At 70.1% G+C, this 20,131-nt stretch carries 19 protein-coding genes; 9 read left to right on the forward strand and 10 right to left on the reverse strand.

Annotated elements, in window-relative coordinates; all coding sequences use genetic code 11:
* Positions 1-77: 77 nt before the first annotated feature.
* From FB384_RS07660 to FB384_RS07680, 5 genes are read right to left on the reverse strand one after another with little or no spacing between them, the layout of a single operon-like run.
* Positions 78-1,058 (reverse strand): glycine betaine ABC transporter substrate-binding protein, encoded by a 981-nt coding sequence (locus FB384_RS07660; RefSeq protein WP_183780775.1) that lies wholly within the window; start codon positions 1,056-1,058, stop codon positions 78-80.
* Positions 1,055-1,831 (reverse strand): ABC transporter permease, encoded by a 777-nt coding sequence (locus tag FB384_RS07665; RefSeq protein WP_183780778.1) that lies wholly within the window; start codon positions 1,829-1,831, stop codon positions 1,055-1,057. Before FB384_RS07665 ends, FB384_RS07660 begins: the two co-directional genes overlap by 4 nt.
* Positions 1,828-3,189 (reverse strand): ABC transporter ATP-binding protein, encoded by a 1,362-nt coding sequence (locus tag FB384_RS07670; protein ID WP_183780781.1) that lies wholly within the window; start codon positions 3,187-3,189, stop codon positions 1,828-1,830. Before FB384_RS07670 ends, FB384_RS07665 begins: the two co-directional genes overlap by 4 nt.
* A 16-nt stretch (positions 3,190-3,205) precedes the next feature.
* A complete protein-coding gene (locus FB384_RS07675; RefSeq protein ID WP_183780784.1) occupies positions 3,206-3,853 on the reverse strand; it encodes an ABC transporter permease in 648 nt (215 codons plus the stop codon).
* Positions 3,850-5,745, reverse strand: a complete 1,896-nt coding sequence (locus tag FB384_RS07680; protein ID WP_228725981.1) for a BCCT family transporter — start codon at positions 5,743-5,745, stop codon at positions 3,850-3,852. Before FB384_RS07680 ends, FB384_RS07675 begins: the two co-directional genes overlap by 4 nt.
* A gap of 264 nt (positions 5,746-6,009) precedes the next feature.
* Between FB384_RS07680 and FB384_RS07685 the strand changes: the two genes are divergently transcribed.
* From FB384_RS07685 to FB384_RS07700, 4 genes are all read left to right on the forward strand, one after another.
* On the forward strand, positions 6,010-6,546 hold the full coding sequence (locus FB384_RS07685) for a hypothetical protein (RefSeq protein ID WP_258936421.1): 537 nt from the start codon (positions 6,010-6,012) through the stop codon (positions 6,544-6,546).
* A 122-nt stretch (positions 6,547-6,668) separates the two neighbouring features.
* Positions 6,669-7,442: a YcnI family copper-binding membrane protein gene (locus FB384_RS07690; RefSeq protein ID WP_183780787.1), complete on the forward strand. Its 774-nt coding sequence runs from the start codon at positions 6,669-6,671 to the stop codon at positions 7,440-7,442.
* The gene (locus FB384_RS07695; protein ID WP_407676069.1) at positions 7,439-8,029 is read left to right on the forward strand and encodes a copper resistance CopC family protein; all 591 of its coding nucleotides are present in this window, start codon (positions 7,439-7,441) and stop codon (positions 8,027-8,029) included. Before FB384_RS07690 ends, FB384_RS07695 begins: the two co-directional genes overlap by 4 nt.
* Complete coding sequence (locus FB384_RS07700) at positions 8,026-9,033, forward strand: copper resistance D family protein (protein ID WP_183780790.1); 1,008 nt, start codon at positions 8,026-8,028, stop codon at positions 9,031-9,033. Before FB384_RS07695 ends, FB384_RS07700 begins: the two co-directional genes overlap by 4 nt.
* A 120-nt stretch (positions 9,034-9,153) precedes the next feature.
* On the opposite strand, the gene FB384_RS07705 is transcribed toward FB384_RS07700, so the two are convergent.
* Positions 9,154-10,008, reverse strand: coding sequence for an aminoglycoside phosphotransferase family protein (locus FB384_RS07705; protein ID WP_323985157.1), 855 nt, complete (start codon positions 10,006-10,008; stop codon positions 9,154-9,156).
* 32 nt (positions 10,009-10,040) lie between these two features.
* Complete coding sequence (locus FB384_RS07710; protein ID WP_228726255.1) at positions 10,041-11,348, reverse strand: helix-turn-helix transcriptional regulator; 1,308 nt, start codon at positions 11,346-11,348, stop codon at positions 10,041-10,043.
* Positions 11,349-12,299: 951 nt separating this feature from the next.
* Here FB384_RS07710 and FB384_RS07715 point away from each other — a divergent pair.
* The 3 genes from FB384_RS07715 to FB384_RS07725 all read left to right on the forward strand — a co-directional run bounded on the left by FB384_RS07715 (position 12,300) and on the right by FB384_RS07725 (position 14,409).
* Positions 12,300-12,716 (forward strand): hypothetical protein, encoded by a 417-nt coding sequence (locus FB384_RS07715; RefSeq protein ID WP_323985158.1) that lies wholly within the window; start codon positions 12,300-12,302, stop codon positions 12,714-12,716.
* A 12-nt stretch (positions 12,717-12,728) separates the two neighbouring features.
* Positions 12,729-13,193, forward strand: a complete 465-nt coding sequence (locus FB384_RS07720) for a hypothetical protein (RefSeq protein WP_183780795.1) — start codon at positions 12,729-12,731, stop codon at positions 13,191-13,193.
* A 589-nt stretch (positions 13,194-13,782) separates the two neighbouring features.
* On the forward strand, positions 13,783-14,409 hold the full coding sequence (locus tag FB384_RS07725; protein ID WP_183780798.1) for a TetR family transcriptional regulator: 627 nt from the start codon (positions 13,783-13,785) through the stop codon (positions 14,407-14,409).
* Positions 14,410-14,516: 107 nt separating this feature from the next.
* Here FB384_RS07725 and FB384_RS07730 read toward each other — a convergent pair whose 3' ends face one another.
* A complete protein-coding gene (locus tag FB384_RS07730) occupies positions 14,517-15,695 on the reverse strand; it encodes an amino acid deaminase/aldolase (protein WP_407676092.1) in 1,179 nt (392 codons plus the stop codon).
* 90 nt (positions 15,696-15,785) lie between these two features.
* Between FB384_RS07730 and FB384_RS07735 the strand changes: the two genes are divergently transcribed.
* Positions 15,786-17,093: a D-arabinono-1,4-lactone oxidase gene (locus FB384_RS07735; protein ID WP_183780804.1), complete on the forward strand. Its 1,308-nt coding sequence runs from the start codon at positions 15,786-15,788 to the stop codon at positions 17,091-17,093.
* On the opposite strand, the gene FB384_RS07740 is transcribed toward FB384_RS07735, so the two are convergent.
* Positions 17,080-17,733: an NAD(P)H-binding protein gene (locus FB384_RS07740; RefSeq protein WP_183780807.1), complete on the reverse strand. Its 654-nt coding sequence runs from the start codon at positions 17,731-17,733 to the stop codon at positions 17,080-17,082. The two genes, FB384_RS07735 and FB384_RS07740, sit on opposite strands and share 14 nt — an antisense overlap.
* Positions 17,734-17,813: 80 nt before the next feature.
* The gene (locus FB384_RS07745) at positions 17,814-18,479 is read right to left on the reverse strand and encodes a hypothetical protein (protein WP_183780810.1); all 666 of its coding nucleotides are present in this window, start codon (positions 18,477-18,479) and stop codon (positions 17,814-17,816) included.
* A 657-nt stretch (positions 18,480-19,136) separates the two neighbouring features.
* Between FB384_RS07745 and FB384_RS07750 the strand changes: the two genes are divergently transcribed.
* The gene (locus FB384_RS07750) at positions 19,137-19,994 is read left to right on the forward strand and encodes an HpcH/HpaI aldolase/citrate lyase family protein (RefSeq protein WP_258936413.1); all 858 of its coding nucleotides are present in this window, start codon (positions 19,137-19,139) and stop codon (positions 19,992-19,994) included.
* The last annotated feature ends 137 nt before the right edge of the window (positions 19,995-20,131 follow it).

The following is a 20,131-nucleotide window of genomic DNA, read 5'->3' on the forward strand; positions in this document are numbered from 1 at the left end:
CCGCGGACGCGCAACCGGTAAGCAGCGGTCGGTCGACGGCGCCGCGGCAACGTCGGCGGTTCCGTGGCCGCGATGGCTCAGCTGATGAAGCCCTTCTTCCGCATCCAGTCGTAGGCGACCTGTGACGGATCGGCACCGTCGACGTCGACCTGCTTGTTCAGCTCCATGATTTCCTCGTTGTCGAGCGCGTCGGCCACCGGCGCCATGACTTCGGCGACCTGCGGGTGCTCGTCGTAGAACTCCTTCCGCACGGTCACGGCCGCGTTGTACTGCGGAAAGAACCGTTTGTCGTCCGCAAGCACCCGCAGATCCAGCCCGGCGATCCGGCCGTCGGTGGTGAACACCTCGCCGAAGTTGCACGTGCCGTTCGCCACTGCCGTGTAGATCGCCCCCGTACCGAACGTCTTCGTCGTCGTCACGGGGAAGCCGTACGTCTTCGTCACTCCGGGCATGCCGTCCGGACGGCTGGCGAACTCCGTCTCGACGCAGAACACGGCCTCTCGCGGGTTCTGCTTCACGAAGTTCGTCATGTCCGTCATCGTCCGCAGGCCGTGCTCGCGCGCGAACTTCTCGGTCGTGGCGAATGCGTAGGTGTTGTTGACGTCGGAGTACGGCAGCCACATCAGGTCGTTGCGCTTCAGATCAGCCTTGCGCACCGCCTCGTACTGCTCCTGCTCCCCCGGTATCGGCGTGTCCTCGCCCAGGTACGACAACCACGCCGTACCCGTGTACTCCCACTGCACGTCGATCTGCCCGTCCTCGAGCGCGTAGCGGGCACTGTTCGAACCGGCGATGTTCGTCAGATCGACCGTGTCCGCGCCCGCCGCCTCGAGAGCGAGCTGCGCGATGTAGCCCAGGACGATCTGCTCGGTGAAATCTTTCGACCCCACCGTCACCTCGACGCCGTCGAGTGCAGGCACCCGCGGGATCGATCCCGGCTGCACGTCGTACGGCAACGCGGCGTTCACGCTCAGCCCGCACGCCGCCGTTGTCGTCACCAGCAGCCCGGCCGCCAACAGCGACCGCACTCTCCGGCCGGCCCGCTTCCCGATCCTCATCCCAGCCCCTTCGGTCCCAGCAGCTGTTCGGCCAGCGCGCCGAGCCAGTCGACGACCAGCGCCAACCCCACGGCCAGCACGGCGCCGACAACGAGCACCGCGGGACGGTTCAGCTTGTACCCGGTGTCCACGAGCTCACCGAGCCCGCCGCCGTTGACGAAGAACGCCAACGTGGCCGTCCCCACGGCCAGCACCAGCGACGTCCGTATGCCCGCCAGCACCATCGGCAACGCGAGCGGCATCTCCACTCGCAGCAGCACCGATCGTGGCGACATGCCGATGCCCCGCGCGGCGTCCACCAGGGACGGGTCGACGGACTGGATTCCCACGATCGTGTTCCGCAGCACGGGCAGCAGCGAGTAGAACGCGATGGGCAGCGCCGCCGCCCACAGGCCCTCCCAGCCCGTCCACAGGAAGAACAGCACCAGCACACCCAGGGCGGGCGCTGCCTGCCCGATGTTGGCGATACCCAGGAACACCGGCGCCACGGGTTTCGCCCACCGCCTCGTCAGCATCGCCCCCAGCGGCACGGCCACACCGACGACGATCGCCGTCACCACCACGGTGATCAGCAGGTGCTCCCAGGTTTTCGTCAGCAGCACGCCCGCCTGGATCGACTCCGCCTCGATCTCGTCGGTCTCCCTGGCGAACGCCCACACCAGCACCGCGCCCACGACGACCAGCACCGCGAGGGGCTGCGCCAACAACCGCACCCGGTCGGCCCGCTTCAGCCCCGATTCCGAGGACAGTCCGGTGACGTCGACGTCGCTCATGACGCACCCGCCCCGGAGTCGGCCGCCGCACCGGCATCGCCGTCGACACCACCGTCGGCACGGCCAGCACCATCACGAGCGGCATCACCGCGAGCCACACCGGCACGACCCGCATCGCCGCCGTGCCCGTCTCCGTCAGCGGCGTCGGTTCCGTCACCGGCGGCTCCGTCACCGGCGTCACCAGCGTCACCGGCCGACTCGTGCTCCTCACGCAGCTGCGCCAGCACGCCGGTCACCGTCTCGATGTCGATCATCCCGACGTACTCGCCGCGTGTTCCGGTCACCACGGCGCGGCCGCCCTCGGCCAGGATCGCCTCCAGTGCGTCCTGCAGCGTCGACTGCGTGCTCACCGTGTCGCCGACCGGCCTGCCGATGTTCGCCAGCGACGTCGCCGCCGACAGGTTCCGCACGTGCACCCACCGCTGCGGCCTGCGCCTGCGGTCCACCAGCAGCGCGTACGTATCCCCTGCTCGGGCCAGGCGCGCCCGCAGTTCCGACGGCGATTCGCCTACGTCCGCGGTCAGCGCCAGATCGGGGTAGTCGACGTCGCGCACGCGCAGCAGAGTCAGCTGTTTGAGTGACGCACCCGCACCGACGAATCCGGCGACCATGTCGTTGGCCGGGTTGGCGAGGATCGCCTCCGGGGTGTCGTACTGCTGGATCGTCGACGCTTCACCCAGCACGGCGATCCGGTCGCCGAGTTTGACGGCCTCGTCGAAGTCGTGCGTGACGAACACGATCGTCTTGCCGAGGTCGGCCTGCAGGCGCAGCAGCTCGTCCTGCAGGTTGCCGCGCGTGATCGGGTCGACCGCGCCGAACGGCTCGTCCATCAGCAGCACCGGCGGATCGGCCGCAAGGGCACGTGCCACGCCGACGCGCTGCTGCTGCCCGCCGGACAGCTGCCGCGGGTACCGGTCGCGGAACTGCGAAGCGTCGAGGCCGACGAGGTCCATCAGCTCGTCGACGCGTTCGGCGATGCGCTTCTTGTCCCAACCGAGCAGTCCGGGCACGACGGCGATGTTCTGCGCCACCGTGAAGTGCGGGAACAGTCCCGCCTGCTGGATCGCATAGCCGATCTTGCGCCGCAACCGGACGTCGTCGAGTTCCAGCGCGTCCTCACCGCCGATCGTGATGCGGCCCGACGTCGGCTCGATCAGCCGGTTGATCATCCGCATCGTGGTCGTCTTGCCGCAGCCCGAAGGGCCGACCAGCACGACGATCTGCCCAGCTGGGATCGTCATCGTGACGTCCTTCACCGCCGGTTCGGCCGACCCCGGGTAGCGCTTCGTGACCCCCTCCAGCTGGATCTCGACCCCGGAAACGGCGGAGACGGCGGAGTCGGTCGAATCGGAAGTCACGGCGGTTCCACCTTTGTCAGCCACGGATACCTCTCGAAACGGTGAAGCGGGCGATGAAGAAGTAGACGCCCTCGAGCAGCAGCGCGAGGATGACGACGCCGAGCGTGCCCGCGAGCGCCTGGTTCGTCGCGTTGGCGCTGCCCGCTCTGGTCAGCCCTGAGAACACCTCACCGCCGAGACCGGGTCCCTTGGCGTAGGCGGCGATCACGGCGATGCCCATCAGCATCTGGGTGGCCACCCGCATACCGGCGAGGATCGCGGGCCCTGCGAGCCGCAGCTCGACCCGCGTGAGCACGGCGAGTCTGCCCATGCCGATGCCCTTGGCTGCGTCGGTGACGGCAGGGTCGACACCGGCCAGGCCGACGATCGTGTTGCGCGTGATCGGCAGCAGCGCGTACAGCACGAGCGCCACGACGGCGGGCGTCGGGCCGAGGCCGAACACGGGGATCAGCAGGCCCAGCAGGGCGAACGACGGGATCGTGAGGATCGTGCTGGCCAGCCCGGTGGCCACGGCCGAGCCGACCGGGCTGCGGTACACCGCGACGCCGATCAGCACGCCGAGCACCGCGGCCAGCAGCGTGGACTGCACCACTTCGCTGACGTGCAGCCACGACTGCAGGGCCAGCCGATCCCAGCGATCGGCGATGTAGTCGAACAGGGTCACCGGCGCCGCGCTCTCAGTCCACGGCGCCGCGCTCGGCGCTCTTCGGTGCGTTCTTCATGAATCTCCTCGAGTGACCTGCGCATCTCGTCCTCCTTGAGGATCAGTGGGTCGCTGCGCAGGTCCTTCCACAGCGACACGCACAGCCCGACCATCACGAACACGAACGGCACGGCGATCAGGATGGTCAGATATTGCAACCCATCGAGCCCGGTTTCGCCACCCGCGATGAGCATCACCGCGGCGACCGCGCCCATGATCACGCCCCAGAAGATGACGACGTTGCGTTTGGGTTCGACCGAGCCCCGCTGCGACAACGTGCCCATCACGACGGACGCGGCGTCGGCTCCGGACACGAAGAAGATCGACACCAGGATCATCACGATGATCGCCGCGGGCAGGAACCACGGCAGGTGCTCGAGCATGGTGAACGTGATGACCTCGGACGAGACTTCTCCGCCCTGGTACAGGTCGGCTCCGCCGTTGCCGGGGTTGCCGTCCGTGCCCCGCTGCTGGATGTCCATCGCCGCGCCGCCGAAGATCGCGAACCAGACGAGGCTGACGGCGCTCGGCACCGCGATCACGCCGATGATGAACTGCCGGATCGTCCGGCCGCGCGAGATGCGTGCGATGAACATGCCCACGAAGGGTGTCCAGGAGATCCACCAGGCCCAGTAGAAGATCGTCCAGGTGGACAGCCAGTTCTCCATGGCCTGACCGCCCGTCGCACCGGTGCGGCCCGCCATCTCGGGCAGCTCGCGCACGAAGTCGCCGATGGCGTTCGGAACCAGGTTGAGGATCATCACGGTGGGGCCGACGACCAGGATGAACACGGCCAGCACGGCGGCCAGCACCATGTTGATGTTCGAGAGCCACTGGATGCCTTTCGCGACGCCGGACACCGCCGACGCGATGAAGCACACCGTCAGCACGGCGATGATCCCGACGAGCAGCCCGCTGCCGGGACTGTCGATCCAGCCGACCGCGCCGAGACCGCCCCCGACCTGCAGCGCGCCCAGTCCGAGCGAGGCGGCCGAGCCGAACAGCGTCGCGAAGATCGCCATCACGTCGATGGCCTTGCCCAGCGGCCCGCCGGTGTGGCGGCCGCCGAGCAGGGGCCAGAACACCGAGCTGAGCAGCTGGCTGCGGCCGCGGCGGAACGCGCTGTAGGCGATCGCGAGCCCGACGACCGCGTAGATCGCCCACGGGTGCAGGGTCCAGTGGAACAGGGTCGTCGCCATCGCCGTGTGCAGGGCTTCGTCCGAGTTGGGTTCGAGGCCGGTTCCGGGTGGCGGCGAGGCGAGGAACGTCACGGGTTCGGTGGCGCCGAAGAACATCAGGCCGATGCCCATGCCCGCGCTGAACATCATCGCGACCCACGACGAGGTACGGAACTCCGGCCGTTCCTTGTCCTGGCCGAGCTTGATGCGTCCGTAGCGGCTGATCGCGAGGGCGATGGCGAACACGACGAATCCGCTGGCCGTGAGCACGAACACCCACCCGCCGTAGGGGATCACGGCGTCGAACAGCAGCGTTTCCGACACCGAGAGCAGGTTGCCGGGTTGCAGCACACCCCAGGCGATGATCGCGAGGGCGAGGATCGCCGCGACGGCGAACACGGGCCGGTCGGTCACGGCCTCGCGGTCGGCGGCCGACACGGCCGGTGCGGCCGGGGCGGATGCCACCGGGTCGACACTTCCCGAGCCCGCCGCTTCGGGCGGGTTCGCGTGCGCGGGGACGGTCGCCGCGCCGTCGGGCCCGCCTGCGTGGCCGTTGCCGCCCGCGTGGCCGTTGCCCGCGCCTGCCGCCGGACCCGCAGCCGAATCTGCGGTCGGGTCGCCGGTCATCGCGGGGTCGCGCCCGTCGCGGGCGTCGTTACCGGAATGTGTGGACATATGCACACGCCCGTCCGATCACCACGGACGGGTTCTCCTTTCCTGTTGTCGGGCCGACGACACCTCACCCGATGTCGTTAACCCGTTCAGCGCAGAATCCTAGGGTGTCGCCTGCCGTGACGGGCTGTGCCCGCACGGTGCACACCGTTGCCCATCGATCCCCGAACGGCAACGGTTTCTCGCGTTCCCGTCCCAGGTTTGACCGGCGGTTCCGGCATAGGCGACCAAACAGGGCACGATTCGGGCGGCCGATAGGCTGACGTCGTGCGCACACGAACGCCGTCCGGACGCGTCATGCCGGCCGTCCGCGGCGTTCTACTGGCGGCAACCTCGGCGGCACTGTCCGTGACCGCTCACGGTGCCGCCGGCGGCGGGCTCCCCCATCCGGCGACGACGATCGTCGTGTCGTCACTCATCGGATGGGTCGCCACGGCGACCGCACACCGCGCCCGCGGCGTCCGCGGCATCCTGCTGTTCCTCGGAACGGGGCAGCTCGCCGTGCACATCCTGCTCACGACGCTGTCCGGACACGGCGGCGAAGCACCAGCCATGATCGCCGGGCACGCGCTGGCCACCGTGGCGACCGCGTGCGTGCTCGCCCGCGCCGAGGCCGTGCTCACCGGTGTGACACGCGCCCTCCGCGCGGTCCTCCCGGTGACCGTGTGGCGGTGGCGTCCGTACCGCAGGCCGCAGCACGGCACCGCCGGTAGGCCCCTTCCGCTTCCCGAAGCGGCGACGACCCTCGTGGACGTGCTGCTGCGCCGCGTGCACGGCCGCCGCGGTCCGCCCGTCCTCTCCTGATCGAAGAGTTCGTCACCCTGTGCTCCGCGAGGCGCGCGGGCACTTCACCGCGCCGCGTCGTGCCCCTGCACATCCCGTTCGCGGGCACCGCGGCACCCGAAACCCCATCAGGAGAGATCAGCATGTCGACATCGCGTCCCACCGGCCACGGCCGCCCGTCCGGTTCCCGGCTGCGTGCCCGCGGCGCCACGCTCACCACCGCGCTCGGCGCCGCGCTCGCCGCCGGTGCCGTCCTCGGCACTCCCGCCGCGTCCGCGCACGTCACCGCCAACGTCTATGGCGACGCCCCCGAGAAGGGCGGTTACGGCGCGATCACGCTGCGTGTGCCGAACGAGGAGGAGCAGGCGGGCACCACGAAGCTCGAGATGACCGTCCCCGCCGAGTACAAGATCACCAGTGCACGGACCCAGCCCGTCCCCGGGTGGACCTCCGAGGTCACCACGAACGGTTCGGACGTCGTCACCAAGGTGACGTGGACGGCGGACGGCGAAGGGATCCCGGCCGGGCTGGATTCGTACCAGGAGTTCGGCGTGCAGCTCGGCGCACTGCCCGACAACATCGACGAGCTCATGCTGCCGACCAAGCAGACCTACTCCGACGGCACCGTCTCCGACTGGAACGAGCCGCAGGAAGGCGATGCCGAACCGGAGAGTCCGGCACCGGTGGTCCCGCTCGCCGAGTCGTCGGGCGGCCACGGCGCGCACTCCGCCGCCGGCGAGGGCGAGAATGCCTCGGGTGAGACCGGGTCGGACGACCACGCACACGCCTCCGAGGGCGGCACCGACGACACGGCGCGGTGGCTCGGCGGCGCGGGCCTGCTGGTCGGCGCGCTCGGTGTCGGCGTCGGCGCGGGTGCCACGCTGCGCGCCCGCAAGAACGGAAAGGTGGACTCGTGACCCTGCGCATCACCGCGGTCGGGCGTCTCCGCGCGGCCGCACTGTCACTCGTCACGCTCGTGGCACTGCTGGTCACAGCGGCACCCGCGGCTGCGCACAACCAGCTGATCGAATCGGACCCCGCCGACGGCGCTTCGCTCGACGAGGCGCCGCAGCAGGTCACGTTGACGTTCGACCAGCCGGTACAGCGCGGCGCGGGTGAGGGCGTCAACCAGGTCGCCGTCACCGGACCCGACGGCGGCAGCTGGGCGAAGGGCGATGTGCAGATCGACGGCACGACCGTGACCGCTCCGCTGCACCCGCTCGGGCCTGCCGGTGAGTACGTCGTCGGGTTCCGCGTCCTGTCGGCCGACGGCCACCCGGTCAGCGAGGAGCTCCGGTTCACGCTCACCAGCCACGGGCCGGGCGATGACACGCCACCGGGTGGGCAGACCACCGCACCGTCGCAGGCGGGCGCCGACGACGCGCGCTCCAGCGGCGAGGGCGAATCCGGCGGCATCCCCGTGTGGGTGTGGATCGTCGCGGCGGTCGTGTTGCTCGGCGCGGGCGTGACGGTCGCGTTGCGCACCGGGTCGGACCGGTCGTGAGCCGCGCCGAGACCACCTCGCGGCCGCGCCTGAAAACGCTGACCGGACTGCTCGCCGCCGCGGTGGCGGGCGCCCTGGTCGGTTTCGCAGGCGCGGCCGCCGGCCCCGTACGCGGCATCGCGGCGGCCGGCGAGGTGGTCTCGGCCGGCATTCCGGTGGCACGGGCGGTGATGAACGTGGCCGCGGTCGTCACCGTCGGCCTGGCGCTGTTACCCGTGCTGCTCGGCGGTGCACGGGAGAAACTGACGCGTCCCGTGCTGACGTCGGCTCAGCCCGCTGCGGTGGCGTCGGCGCTGCTGTGGGCGGTCGCGGCCGGTGCGGCGCTCGTGCTGCAAGCGGTGGAGTACCGGCCCGCGGCACCGGACGTCGGCGGATACGTCGGCGACGTCGCGGCAGGCAAGGCGTTGGTGCTGGTCGCGGTGCTGGCGCTCGGCCTCGCCGCGCTGAACGTCGTGGCGCTGCGCCGGCCGGACACGGTGCCCGCCGAGGTGCGTGTCGGCCTCGGCCTGTTCGCGTTGCTGCCGCTTCCCGTCACCGGGCACGCGACGGGGTGGTCGCTGCACGACTACGCGTCGATCTCCATCGAACTGCACGTCCTCGCCGCCGTCACCTGGACGGGCGGGCTCGCCGCGATCGCCGCCGTCGTCGGCGCCAACCGGACGCTGCTGGCCACGGCGCTGCCCCGGTTCTCGACGCTCGCGACCGTATGCCTCGCCTGCGTCGCAGTGACGGGGGTGTTCAACGCGGTCGTCGAGCTCGGCGGCAACCTGGAGCTGTCGCTGCCCACGGCGCTGTTCGGCACGGCCTACGGCGTGCTCGTGCTGGTCAAGGTCGCGTGCCTGACGGGAGCGGCCGCGCTCGGGGTGTATCTGCGGACTCGGCTGCTGCCCCGCGTGCTGCGCCACCGGCGGACCGCGCTCGCCACGTGGGCGGCGGTCGAACTGACGATTCTCGGCCTGGCGTTCGGCTTCGCCGTCGCGCTCAGCCGCGCTCCCGTCAGCTGAGCGGTTTCTCCACCCGCGGCGTTCGGTCGGCGATCGGCCCCACCGAAATGTCGACGACAAACACCGCCATTCGGCCCAAACGCCGAACGGTTGGTTTCTGTCGTTGAACGACGGGGGTCATCACCCTTCGCGGTAACGCGCCCACCGGTGTTGCAGGTCCCCGGCCTTCAGATCCGCGAGTCGACGGTGCGCCTCGCGCCGCACGGCGGGGTCGCGGTCGGCCGTGGGCAGCACGCTCGTCGCCAGTTTGAGTTCTCGCATGCCGCGCAGCACCTCGAACCCTTCCCATGCGGTGACGTCGAAGCCGTAGCGCTCAGCGAGCGCGGCCCGCCGCGACGGCGGGTCACCGAATCGCTCGCATCCCACGGCCACCGGCACCAGGTCCCACTCCGGAGGCCCCACGCACGCCGAGTCGAAGTCGCACAGCACGGGCCCGTCGGGACCGACGATGACGTTGCCGACGTGTGCATCCCCGTGGATCAACGTCCTGGCCAGGGGAAACTCGAGCGACGCCGCCTTCGTTTCGAGTTCGTCGCACCGGTCGAGCAGGAACCCGCGATCGACGGCGGCCAGTTCGGCCGACCCCGCCTCCACGCGCGCCCGCACGTCGGCCAGCGGCTCCCACGCATCCGCACCGCCGCCGTCCGGCGCTCCGGCCGCGTGCAGGGTGCGCAGCAGATCGGCCAGCTCATCCGTGGTCGCACGCCTGCCGGTGTCCGGAACCCGCTCCCACACGGTTGCCAGGTGTTCGCCCACCCGCACCGGCTGATCGACGCCGGCCGCGAGGCGAACCGCGGGCACGCCGCGTTGCCGCAGGTGACGGGCGATGCGGACGACCTTGGAAGCCCGATACCGCAGGGCAGGCGTGCCGACGATGCGCACGACGAACGGGCGGTCGGCCAGCGCGTACACCGCGTTGTTGGTGAACCGCAGCAGCGTGGCGCCGCGGGGATCGGCTCCCAGCCGTGCGCACACGGCCTGCAGGACGTTGTCGAGCGGGCCGCCGACTAGGTGAAGAATGTGTTCATCCGTTCGACGAAGTCCCTGGCATCCGGGTTGTTGGACCGGCGAGCGGCCTCCTTCTTCAGCGGCTGCATCCGCTGCTCGACGCGGGCGGACTTGAGCCCCTCCGCCGAGTCGAGCGCCTTGCCGCCGGTGCGCACGCCCACGTCGATGTCGCCGTCGATCATGTGGTTCGTGGCGAGCATGCCCAGGTTGAACACCTTGCTGCGGGCCATCTCGTCGTTGTAGGCGTCGATGGCCCTGCTCAGGGCGGGAATCGCGTACTTGGTGTGCATCGGGTCGGCCGACTGCGCCAGCTCCGTGTGCACGGTGCCGACCATCGCGTGCACATCGGTCTCGGTGAAGAACTTGACCCACGACTCGGCGTTGACCAGGTCGGCACGCGCGAACTCGTCCCGCGTACTGCCCAGCAGTTTCACAGCCTGGTCCGAGTTGCCCATCATCGCGTACGCCCACGCCTCGTTGGCGCACAACACCGCGACCGCCAGCTCCGAGCCCGACTCCTGCGCCGCGATCTGCCCCAGCTGGAACAGCTTCAGCGCGTCGTTCGGCGCTTCCTGGTGCAGGTACACGCGGCCCATGCGGTACAGGATGTTCGCGACCAGCGGGTGGTTGTCGCCCTGTTTCGCCAGGTTGAGGGCATTCGCGAAATGACCACGGGCCGAGTCGATCAGCCCGGTGTCGAACGACGTCCAGCCGGCGAGACTGTGCAGGTCGGCCAGTGCGACGAACAGCCGCGATCTGACCCCGTCGGTGGTGCTGGCCTGCATCATCTGCTGTCCCCACGACAGCTGTGCCACAACGGCGTCGCGGCAGAAACCGCCGCCGTACTGGTAGTCGAGCGCACGCAAAGCCCTGGTGGCGGCTTCGACCTGCCGGACATCGGTGACCCCGATGCGTCCCGGCGCGGGTGTCCTTGCGGGGCTCGCCGCCCAGGCCTCCGCCGACGATCCGAAGACCGCGGCGCCCATCGTGACCTGGGCCGCGTGCGCGAGGAACTTCCGCCGTTTCACGGACTCGTCCTCCTCAGCCTGCTGCTCGCCGGAGGCTCCGGCGACCTGAATCTCGGTGGCCTCGTCGTATGCGAGACCCATGTATCCACGGGGAATACCCAGGCCGGCGGCAATCCTGGCAAGCACGTCGTAGGCCATGACCTGACGGCCTTTCAGGATCTCCGAGACCTCGGACTGTGACTGGCCGGTCATCGCAGCGATCTGGCGTTGCGACACACCGTGTTTGCGCAGTTGGCGGTAGACCTCACTGACGTTTCGCACGGAGAGCGCATCGCGCATCTCGTCGCCTTCCCAGACCTCCGGGTCCAGGCGGCTGGGCGCGAGCTCGGACGAGTCCTCGTTCGCGCCTCGCGAGATGCGGGCGATCGCCGTGTTGTCGGTGGTGTCCATGCGCCCCTCCACAGTCCTTCCGGGCGTCGTCAGCAGCGTAGGCACTTCACATTGAACCGCGCGAAACCCGATTTGTGACCCCTGATCGGCTCTGCCGAACTTCGTCGACCGCTTAACGGCCAGCCGTAGCCGGTCGCCGCTATCCGGCCCACCGAGGCTTCTATCGGCGTTTCATTCATCGCAATCTAGTTCTCGGGATCGACGTGACCACCCGAACACGGTCCGCGATCACCCGGGAGATCCATCGGAATCCAGCTCCATCCGGACTCCAGCTCCACCGGACTCCCGCGCCCTGCACCCAGTAGGGATTGCACAAAAAGGCACCACGAGTAAGGCACTGCAAGTCAAGGCACTGCGGAACGACCCACCGCGGCCCAGCCGCAGAGGGAACACGGCAGTGCAATGCATGGCCGTGCAGTGCATGGCAGTGCAGTGCAGTGCACGGAAGAACACAGCACGGCAGAGCCCACAACCGAACACCGGCCGGATTCGGCGACGCACAGCAGGCGTCCGGACCGGCCGTACCGGCCCTCCGCACCCGGGGCCCGTACGGATGGTCCGGGCAGGCGGGTGCGGAGTGGTCGGCGAAGCCCGTGAGCGGGCGGACCGACCGGCTGCGACAGCAGCGCGGAAACGGCAAGCGCGAGCACGGCAACGGCAACGGCAACGGCAACGGCAACGGCAGCAACAGGAACGCCCGACCGGAACCGCAGCCCAGGACAGCAGGAAGGCGCATCCGCCGACCGGCGGATCGACCACCGACGAGCACGGAACGGAGACGACGTGGAGATCGCATCCTCTGCCACCTCGTGTGGCACGTCGTCACTGCCCGATGCGTCGGTGAGCGGTGCGCCGGACGCCGCGCTGTCCGACAGCGGCTCGTCCGGTGCCGCGTCATCCGGTGCCGCGTCGTCCAGTGCCGCGCTGTCGACCTCCGCGCTCCCGCCTGCCGCCGATCCGGCCACTACCGCCGGCTCCCCGGCCGGGGCCTCGGTCCCGGCCGCCCGGCAACACTTCTCCCCGGTCCCCACAGCCGACTACCGCGCCCCGGCGGCCCACCGTGAAGAGAACGGTCAGGTCGTCTGGCGCGTGCAGTGCGGCGATCTCATTGGCCGCGAACGCTGCATGACGGTGTACGTGGACGACGACGAAATAGTGCTGGTCGGCCCGCCCGGTGAAGCGGCGCGGCTGACCCGCACCCAGCTCGGCCGGCTCACGGCCGCGCTCGGCGAAGCCGCCGGACTGGCGGAAAGGTGACGGTGACTTTCTGTGGACAAGATCCTCGGTCAGGTGCTCCGCAACGCGGTATGGGAACGCCTCGACATGTTGTCCGACCTAGCGGACCGGGGCGACGAACCGTCGCTGGTGTCGGTCGCGCGTTCGGAGCTGCCCCGGCTGACCGACGGCTGGCGCGTGATGCTCCGTTCCCATGAGCCGGACGACGGCGGCCACTGCCCGACCTGTTCCACACGCTGGCGCCGGGTGAAGGCCCCGTGCACCGTGTGGCAGGTGGCGCACGAACACCTCGTGGCGGGCGGCCTGGCGCCCGAACAGCCGACCAAGCGGAAGCTGCGCCGCAAGGGCGCGCCAGCCCACGTTTCGGCGCACTCGCCCTCCGCGACATCCCCGCGGCGCTCCGACGAGCCCGCCGCGGTCCCCGAGCAAACGGGTCGGCACGCGTTGGTCACACCGACGCCGGCCCGGCATGCCGTCGCCGGACCCCCGACCCGGTAGCGGCATGCGAACAGGCGACGGGCTGCGGCCCGTCCCGGCCGGCGGCCGGTTCGTTCGTACCCCCGAGCGAGACGGGTCGGCCGCCGGCTTCCAACACGACAGTCAACCTGATTAATCGGAAAATCAGCCTTTCGTTTGCTGGCGGAGGCGGTAATCCATGGTTAGGTTGGAGGCCGTGACAGCGCGTTAATAACTCCACATGGAAACCCCGCGGTCTCAGTGTCCGGTTAATCCGGATGGCTGAATCCCCCGGCCGCGGTAGTAGCCCGCAGTAGATCCCCGCCTACGCAAGGGCCCCGATCCCCGCGGGCCGGTGCCGAAGATTCCCCTCCCCCGACCGGCACCGGCCCGCGGTCCCAACAGACCGCTCACGCCGTTCCGGCGACGACACCTCGCCGCCGGAACCGGCTTCCCACCACGGTCGACGCGTCACAGCTGCAGACGTGGGCCCCGCGGTCGGCCTGTCACCGCGGTCCACTCATCACGGCACTGACACGGCCCATCTCGGCGCCGTCACACAGCGATCACTCGACCGTGGACGGCATTACCTGCGCGTTAGAGTTCCCCACGCAGAGTGAGGGAGCGTCACGTGACTGAGAGCCGTACCGACTTGCCGCCGCTACGTCGCAAGCCCGTCCAGGAACGGAGCGCCAAACGGGTCGAGCGCATGCTCGACGCCGCGGCCGAACTGCTGGCCGAGGAGGGCTACGACGCGCTCACGACGACGCTCGTCGCCAAGCGCTCGGGCGTGGCGGTCGGATCGCTGTACCAGTTCTTCCCCGACAAACGCGCGATCGTGCAGGCACTAACGCACCGGAACCTCGAACGGTTCCTCGACGCCGTCGGTGAACGGTTCCGCGGCGTCGACCACCAGAGCTGGTGGGAGATCGTCGACTCGCTGCTCGACATCTATCTCCAGATGCACCGCGAAGTGCCGGGTTTTTCCCGGGTGCACTTCGGTGACGCCGTCGACGTCCAGCTCCTGGACTCGGAACGCACCAACAACGGCGTCATCACCGACGCGCTCGCCGACCTCGTCGCCAACCACGTCGACCTCCCACGCGACGAGGTCGGCCTGCCGATATCCATCGCGGTCGAGGCTGCCGACTCGCTGTTGAAGTTCGCATTCCGCACCGATCCGGAGGGCGACCCGCAGGTCGTCGCCGAAACCAAAGCCCTCATCAAGACGTACCTGGCGAGCCGGTTCGGCGACTGACCCGTTGCGCAGGTGCACCCCGGCGGTGTCGCCAAGGGCACCTTGGGGACGCTCAACGCCCCAAAGGTGCCCTTGGGGGCCGCGATGTTGCTGACGCGCGACGTTCGTCAGCCGAAGAACGTTCCCTCGCCGCGGTAGGTGGGCACGGTGCGCTCGATTCTCGCCCCCCGGACCAGGTGGTACTCCGGGAAACGTTCGGCGAGCTCGCCCGCTTTGGCATGCCGGAACCACACCCGGTCGCCCAGTCCCAGCCGCCGCGCGGCCGCGCCTTTCACGGGTGTCTGCACCTCGCCGGCCCCTTCGACACCGAGCAGGGTCAGCCCGGCGGGCGCCACGGGCGTCGGCAGCCGCGACGGTTTCGCCGGCCCGGACGCGATGTAGCCGCCCGCGAACACGGTCGCGAGGTCCCGTGACGGCCTGCGCACCACGGGCAGGGCGAACACCGCGGCAGGCTCGGGGGTGAACCGCGTGTAGGAGTCGAACAGTCCCGGTCCGAGCAGACCGGACCCTGCGGCGACCTCCGTGACGGACGGGTCGTCGACTGTGGATTCGATACTTCCGGTGCCGCCGCCGTTGACGAACTCCAGGTCCGCGACGCGGCGCACCGCGTCGACCACCTCCCCGCGGCGTTGCGCGAGTTCGGCGGCCGAGCGCCGCTGCATCCACCGCACGAGGCGCGCCGAGGGGCCGCGACCACCATCGGGCACGCCCGCGATCTGTCCCTCGTAGGCCATCACGCCGACGAGGCGAAACCCGGGGCGGTCGGCGATCCGCGACGCCAGTGTGTGCGCCGACCGCGGCCGGAACACCGGCGACCGGCGGGTGCCGATGTGCAGCCGTGGCGCGGGCCGCCACGAGGCGTCGAGCTCGAGCGCGACGCGGATCTCGGGGTGGGCACCGCCGAGCGCGGCGTCGACCGCGTCGAGGTGCTCGGTCGAGTCGACCATGATCGTGACGGCCGTTCGCGCGGCGTCGTCGGAAGCCAGGGCGCGCAACGCTGCGTGATCAACGGTCGGGTAGGCGACGACGAGGTCGTCGCTGACGCCGTACCGATGCAGCCACAGCGCCTCGGGCAGCGAGTAACACAGCAGGCCGGCGTAACCGGGCATGGCGAGTGCGTGGTCGAGCAGGAATCTGCAGCGCACGGACTTGCTGGCGATGCGGATCGGCACGCCGCAGGCGCGGCGCGTGAGGTCCCGCGCGTTGGCATCGAACGCATCAAGATCAACGACCGCCAATGGTGGGTCGAGATCCTGGGTCGCGGCGTCGTACGCTGCGGCGTTCACGGTGGTCACGGCGACTACCGTACGTCAGAGAACCTTGAAACGCGAAACCTATTCACATATTCTTTCGATCTCATGCAGGCAGGTGATCACGTGACGACGTGGACGAACTGGGCCGGCACCGCCACGTCGAGTCCGCAACGGCTACACCGTCCGCGGAATCTCGACGAGATCACCGCAGCCGTCCGGCAGACCGCCGACGCGGGCATGCGGATGCGCCCGCTCGGCAGTGGTCATTCGTTCACGGGCGTCGCGGCCACCGATTCCGTCGCGCTCGACCTCACCGAATGGGCGGGCGTGCTCGACGCCGACCGCGACACCGGACTGGTCACCGTGCGGTCCGGCACCACGCTGCGCCGCCTCAACACCGAGCTCGCACGCGTGGGCCTGGCGATGAGCAACCTCGGCGACATCGACGCGCAAACGATTGCGGGCGCCGTTTCGACCGGCACCCACGGAACCGGCGCCCGCTTCGGCGGCCTGGCGACGCAGATCCGCGCCCTGGAACTCGTGCTGGCCGACGGCTCGGTCGTCACCTGCTCCGAGACCGAACGCCCCGAGCTGTTCGCCGCGGCCCGCGTCGGCCTCGGCGCCCTCGGCGTGATCACCACCGTCACGTTGCAGTGCGAACCGGCCTTCGTGCTCGACGCCCACGAAGGACCGGAACCGCTCGACGCCGTTCTCGAGGCGTTCGACGATCACGCCGACACCAACGACCACTTCGAGTTCTACTGGTTCCCCTACGGCCGCAACGCGCTGGTCAAACGCAACAACCGCGTGCCGGGACCAGCCGAACCGCTGTCGAAACTGCGGGAGTTCGTCGACTACACGCTCACCGAGAACGCGGCGTTCGGAACGCTGTGCCGCCTCGGCAGGGCGGTGCCCGCGCTGGTGCCGACGTTGGGCAGGCTGTCGTCGTCGGTGCTGTCGACGCGCTCCTACCGCGACGTCTCGCACCGGGTGTTCGCGACGCAGCGATCGGTGCGGTTCGTCGAGTCCGAGTGGGCGGTGCCGCGCGAGGCGGTGGGCGACGTACTGCGGGAACTGCGGGCGCTCGTGCCGAGGCTGGAGACCCCGGTGGCGTTTCCGGCCGAGGTGCGGGTCGCCGCGGCCGACGACGTGTGGCTGTCGACCGCCTACGGCCGCGACACCGCCTACGTGGCGATCCACCAGTACGTCGGCATGCCGTACCGCGAGTATTTCCTGGCGTTCGCCGCGATCGCGGGCGCCGTCGGCGGACGACCGCACTGGGGCAAGCTGCACGACCTCGACGCGACGACGCTGCGCGAGCGCTACCCGCGGTTCGACGACTTCCTGCGCGTGACCGCTGACCTCGACCCGCAAGGCGTGTTCCGCAACGGCTACCTCGACCGGGTCCTCGGGCCGGTCACAACCGGCTGACGGCCTCCGCGATCGGCGTGTTTCCCGCCGCCAATTCGAGCGTGCGGCCGAACGCAAGGTCGTCGCTGAGCAGGGCGGCGAGCACCGCCGCGACGTCGTCCCGTGGAACGTCACCGCGGGGCGTGCTGTCTGCGAGCTGGACCAGGCCGGTCGCAGCGTCGTCGGTGAGCCTGCCAGGGCGCAGGATGGTCCAGTTCAGCTCACGGCGACGCAGGTCCGCTTCGGCGGCGGCCTTGGCCCGCAGGTAAACGGCGAAGACCTCGCCCAGGACGTCCTCGTCGAACGGGCCATCGGTACCCATGGCGCTGACCTGCACGAACCGCCGGACACCCGCGCGCTCTGCCGCGTCCGCGAACAGCACGGCCGCGCCCCGGTCGACGGTTTCCTTGCGCGGTGCGCCGCTGCCGGGACCTGCACCCGCGGCGAACACCGCCGCGTCGGCGCCGTCGAGCACGGCTGCCACCTCGTCGACCGTGGCGGTTTCCAGGTCCAGCACGGCGGGTTCGGCGCTCACGTCCCGCAGGTCGTCGGCATGCTCCGCGTTGCGGATGACGCCGACGGCCTCGTCACCACTGGCGGCGAGGCGACGCTCGAGATGAAGGGCGATCTTTCCGTGTCCACCGGCGATGACTACGCGCATGCCCCGATCGTAGGCAGCGGCGCGGAGCGCCACAGTGCGGGCGCTCCGGCGGTGGACGGTTTGCCAGCCGACGGGTGGGCCTACGCGCGCTGGGTCGTCTCCTCCGACGATGCGGCGCCGGCGTCCTCCAGCGCGATCAGCTGCTCGTAGACGACCTCGTTCACCCAACGCCACACGGCGTCGCGGCCGAGCAGGACACGGTCGCTGTGGCTTTCGACGTCGAGCGTCACGTGAGCCTCGTCGTCGGCCGACACGACGGCCACGCCGTACGTGCGCGCCCGCGGCAGGCAGTTGTCGACGTAGTCGTGGGTGAGGGTCATCGACTGGGGCAGCACCATCGCCGCTTCGCCGTAGCGGGAGAACGGCACGGTCGCGGCGAGTCCGGTGCGCCAGTGCCGCGCCACCGCGAGCACGCCCACGATGTCGGCCGCGGGCGGCGGAGCGGTGTCGGCCAGCTCCGGCCACGTCCACGTCGACACCTGCGCGCGGTCGGTGACGGGCTCGTGGCCGAGGGCGATCCGCTCGGCGTGCGCCTCCGGGCGCAGCTTCGCCACGACGTAGACGCGCCTGCCGAACATCGTCAGCGGCGGCAGCACCGCGCCGTGCCAGCCGAGGCTCGCCGCGGCGTCGGCGGCCAGCGCGTCGACATTCTCCGGCAGTTCGACGGGCGGGACCACCCGACTCGGCACCGAACGCGTTCCGTTCGCGCCGTTCGTGATCGCGGTCTGTCCGGGTGTCGCCGCCACGGATCTGCCTCCCGTACTCGTTCGAAGCCCGCTCGGGTGAGCGGCTCCTCGTTGGATGGCTCTCTACTCCGAACACCGCCCGCCGGGTTGCCCCGCGAGCCCGTGGTGTTCACCAGCCCCTGCGCCGGTGCAGCTCCTCGGTCGCCGTTCCGTCCCGTCGGCCGTGCCTGGCGGGTCGGGTCCGCGCCGCGAAGCGCTGCCAAATCAGATTGCAACCGAAACACCACCGACGTCTGCGCCCTGGCGGGGTAGCTGCGATCGACGGCGCTCAGCGGTCGGTGATCGGTCGGTGGGCGGTGAAAGAAGTTCGGCCCGGCGGTGCTGCCGTATGGGTGACGTACGGCTGAACGGGGGACCTACCGGGCATTCCACGCTGTGCGGTGACGTTCACCGCAGCCATCGACTGCGACGGGCGGTTATCGTCTCCGTTGGCCGGGAGCCGAGCGGTCCACACCACCGAAACGGGGTGGTCCGCACCCGTGCTGAACTGGACGGACTCCAGATCAGCACATTCGGCCTCCGGATTCAATAGGAAGGACAAAGGCGGCAACGAACGTGCGAGAGCCCGACGAGCGCACAGACCCGCCACCAGCCATCATCCCGACAGCCCTTCCGGCGACACTCCCACCATCCCGACAGCGACAAGGAGGTCCGCGCGTGGCACCGCGCCGTTCCGTTCTCTACATGCCCGGCGCGAACGAGCGGGCGCTCGAGAAGGCGAAGACCCTGCCCGCGGACGCACTGATCCTCGACCTGGAGGATGCCGTCTCGCCCGACGCGAAGGACTCCGCACGGGAACGCGTGTGCGCGGCGGCCGCATCCGGCGAGTACGGGGGCCGTGAGGTGGCGATCCGCATCAACGGCATCGACACCGAGTGGCACGACGCGGACCTGCGCGCCGCCGCCCAGGCGGGTCCGGCCGCCGTCGTCGTGCCGAAGGTGAACTCGGCGCGCGACGTGATGACGATCGAACGGGCGCTGGAGCTCAACGGGGCAGCCGAGCACACGACGATCTGGGCGATGCTCGAAACGCCCGTCGCGATGCTGCACGCCGAGGAGATCGCCGGCGCGAGCGACCGGCTGTCGGTCCTGGTCATGGGCACCAACGATCTGGCGAAGGAACTGCACGCCGAACCCGCGGCCGGCCGCGCACCGCTCGTCGCCGGCCTGTCGCTGTCGCTGCTGGCGGCACGTGCCGCGGGCAAGCAGATCCTCGACGGCGTCTACAACGACGTACAGGACCTCGCCGGCTTCGAGGCCGAAGCCACCCAGGCGCGACAGTTCGGCTTCGACGGCAAGACCCTGGTCCACCCGGGGCAGATCGAACCGTGCAACCGCGTGTTCGCCCCGTCCGACGAGGCGATCGCCCACGCCCGCAAGGTGATCGACGCCTTCGAGTCCGCCCGCGCGAACGGCGAGGCCGTCGTGACGGTCGACGGTCGGATGGTGGAGAACCTGCATGTCGCCGAGGCGCAGCGCGTCCTCGACCTGGCGGAGGCCATCGCGGCGAAGTAGCCGTGTTGCGGATTCCGGGGCCGTGTTGCGGATTCCAGGGGCCGTGTTGCACCCCGCCCGCCGTACACCACCGCTAGGAGCGGCGGGGCAACCGTCCCCTGCCGACTCCGTACCGGCGTCGCACTGCGGGTAAGCAT

It is taken from the genome of Prauserella sediminis, assembly GCF_014195435.1.
In the GTDB taxonomy this organism is placed as follows: domain Bacteria; phylum Actinomycetota; class Actinomycetes; order Mycobacteriales; family Pseudonocardiaceae; genus Prauserella; species Prauserella salsuginis.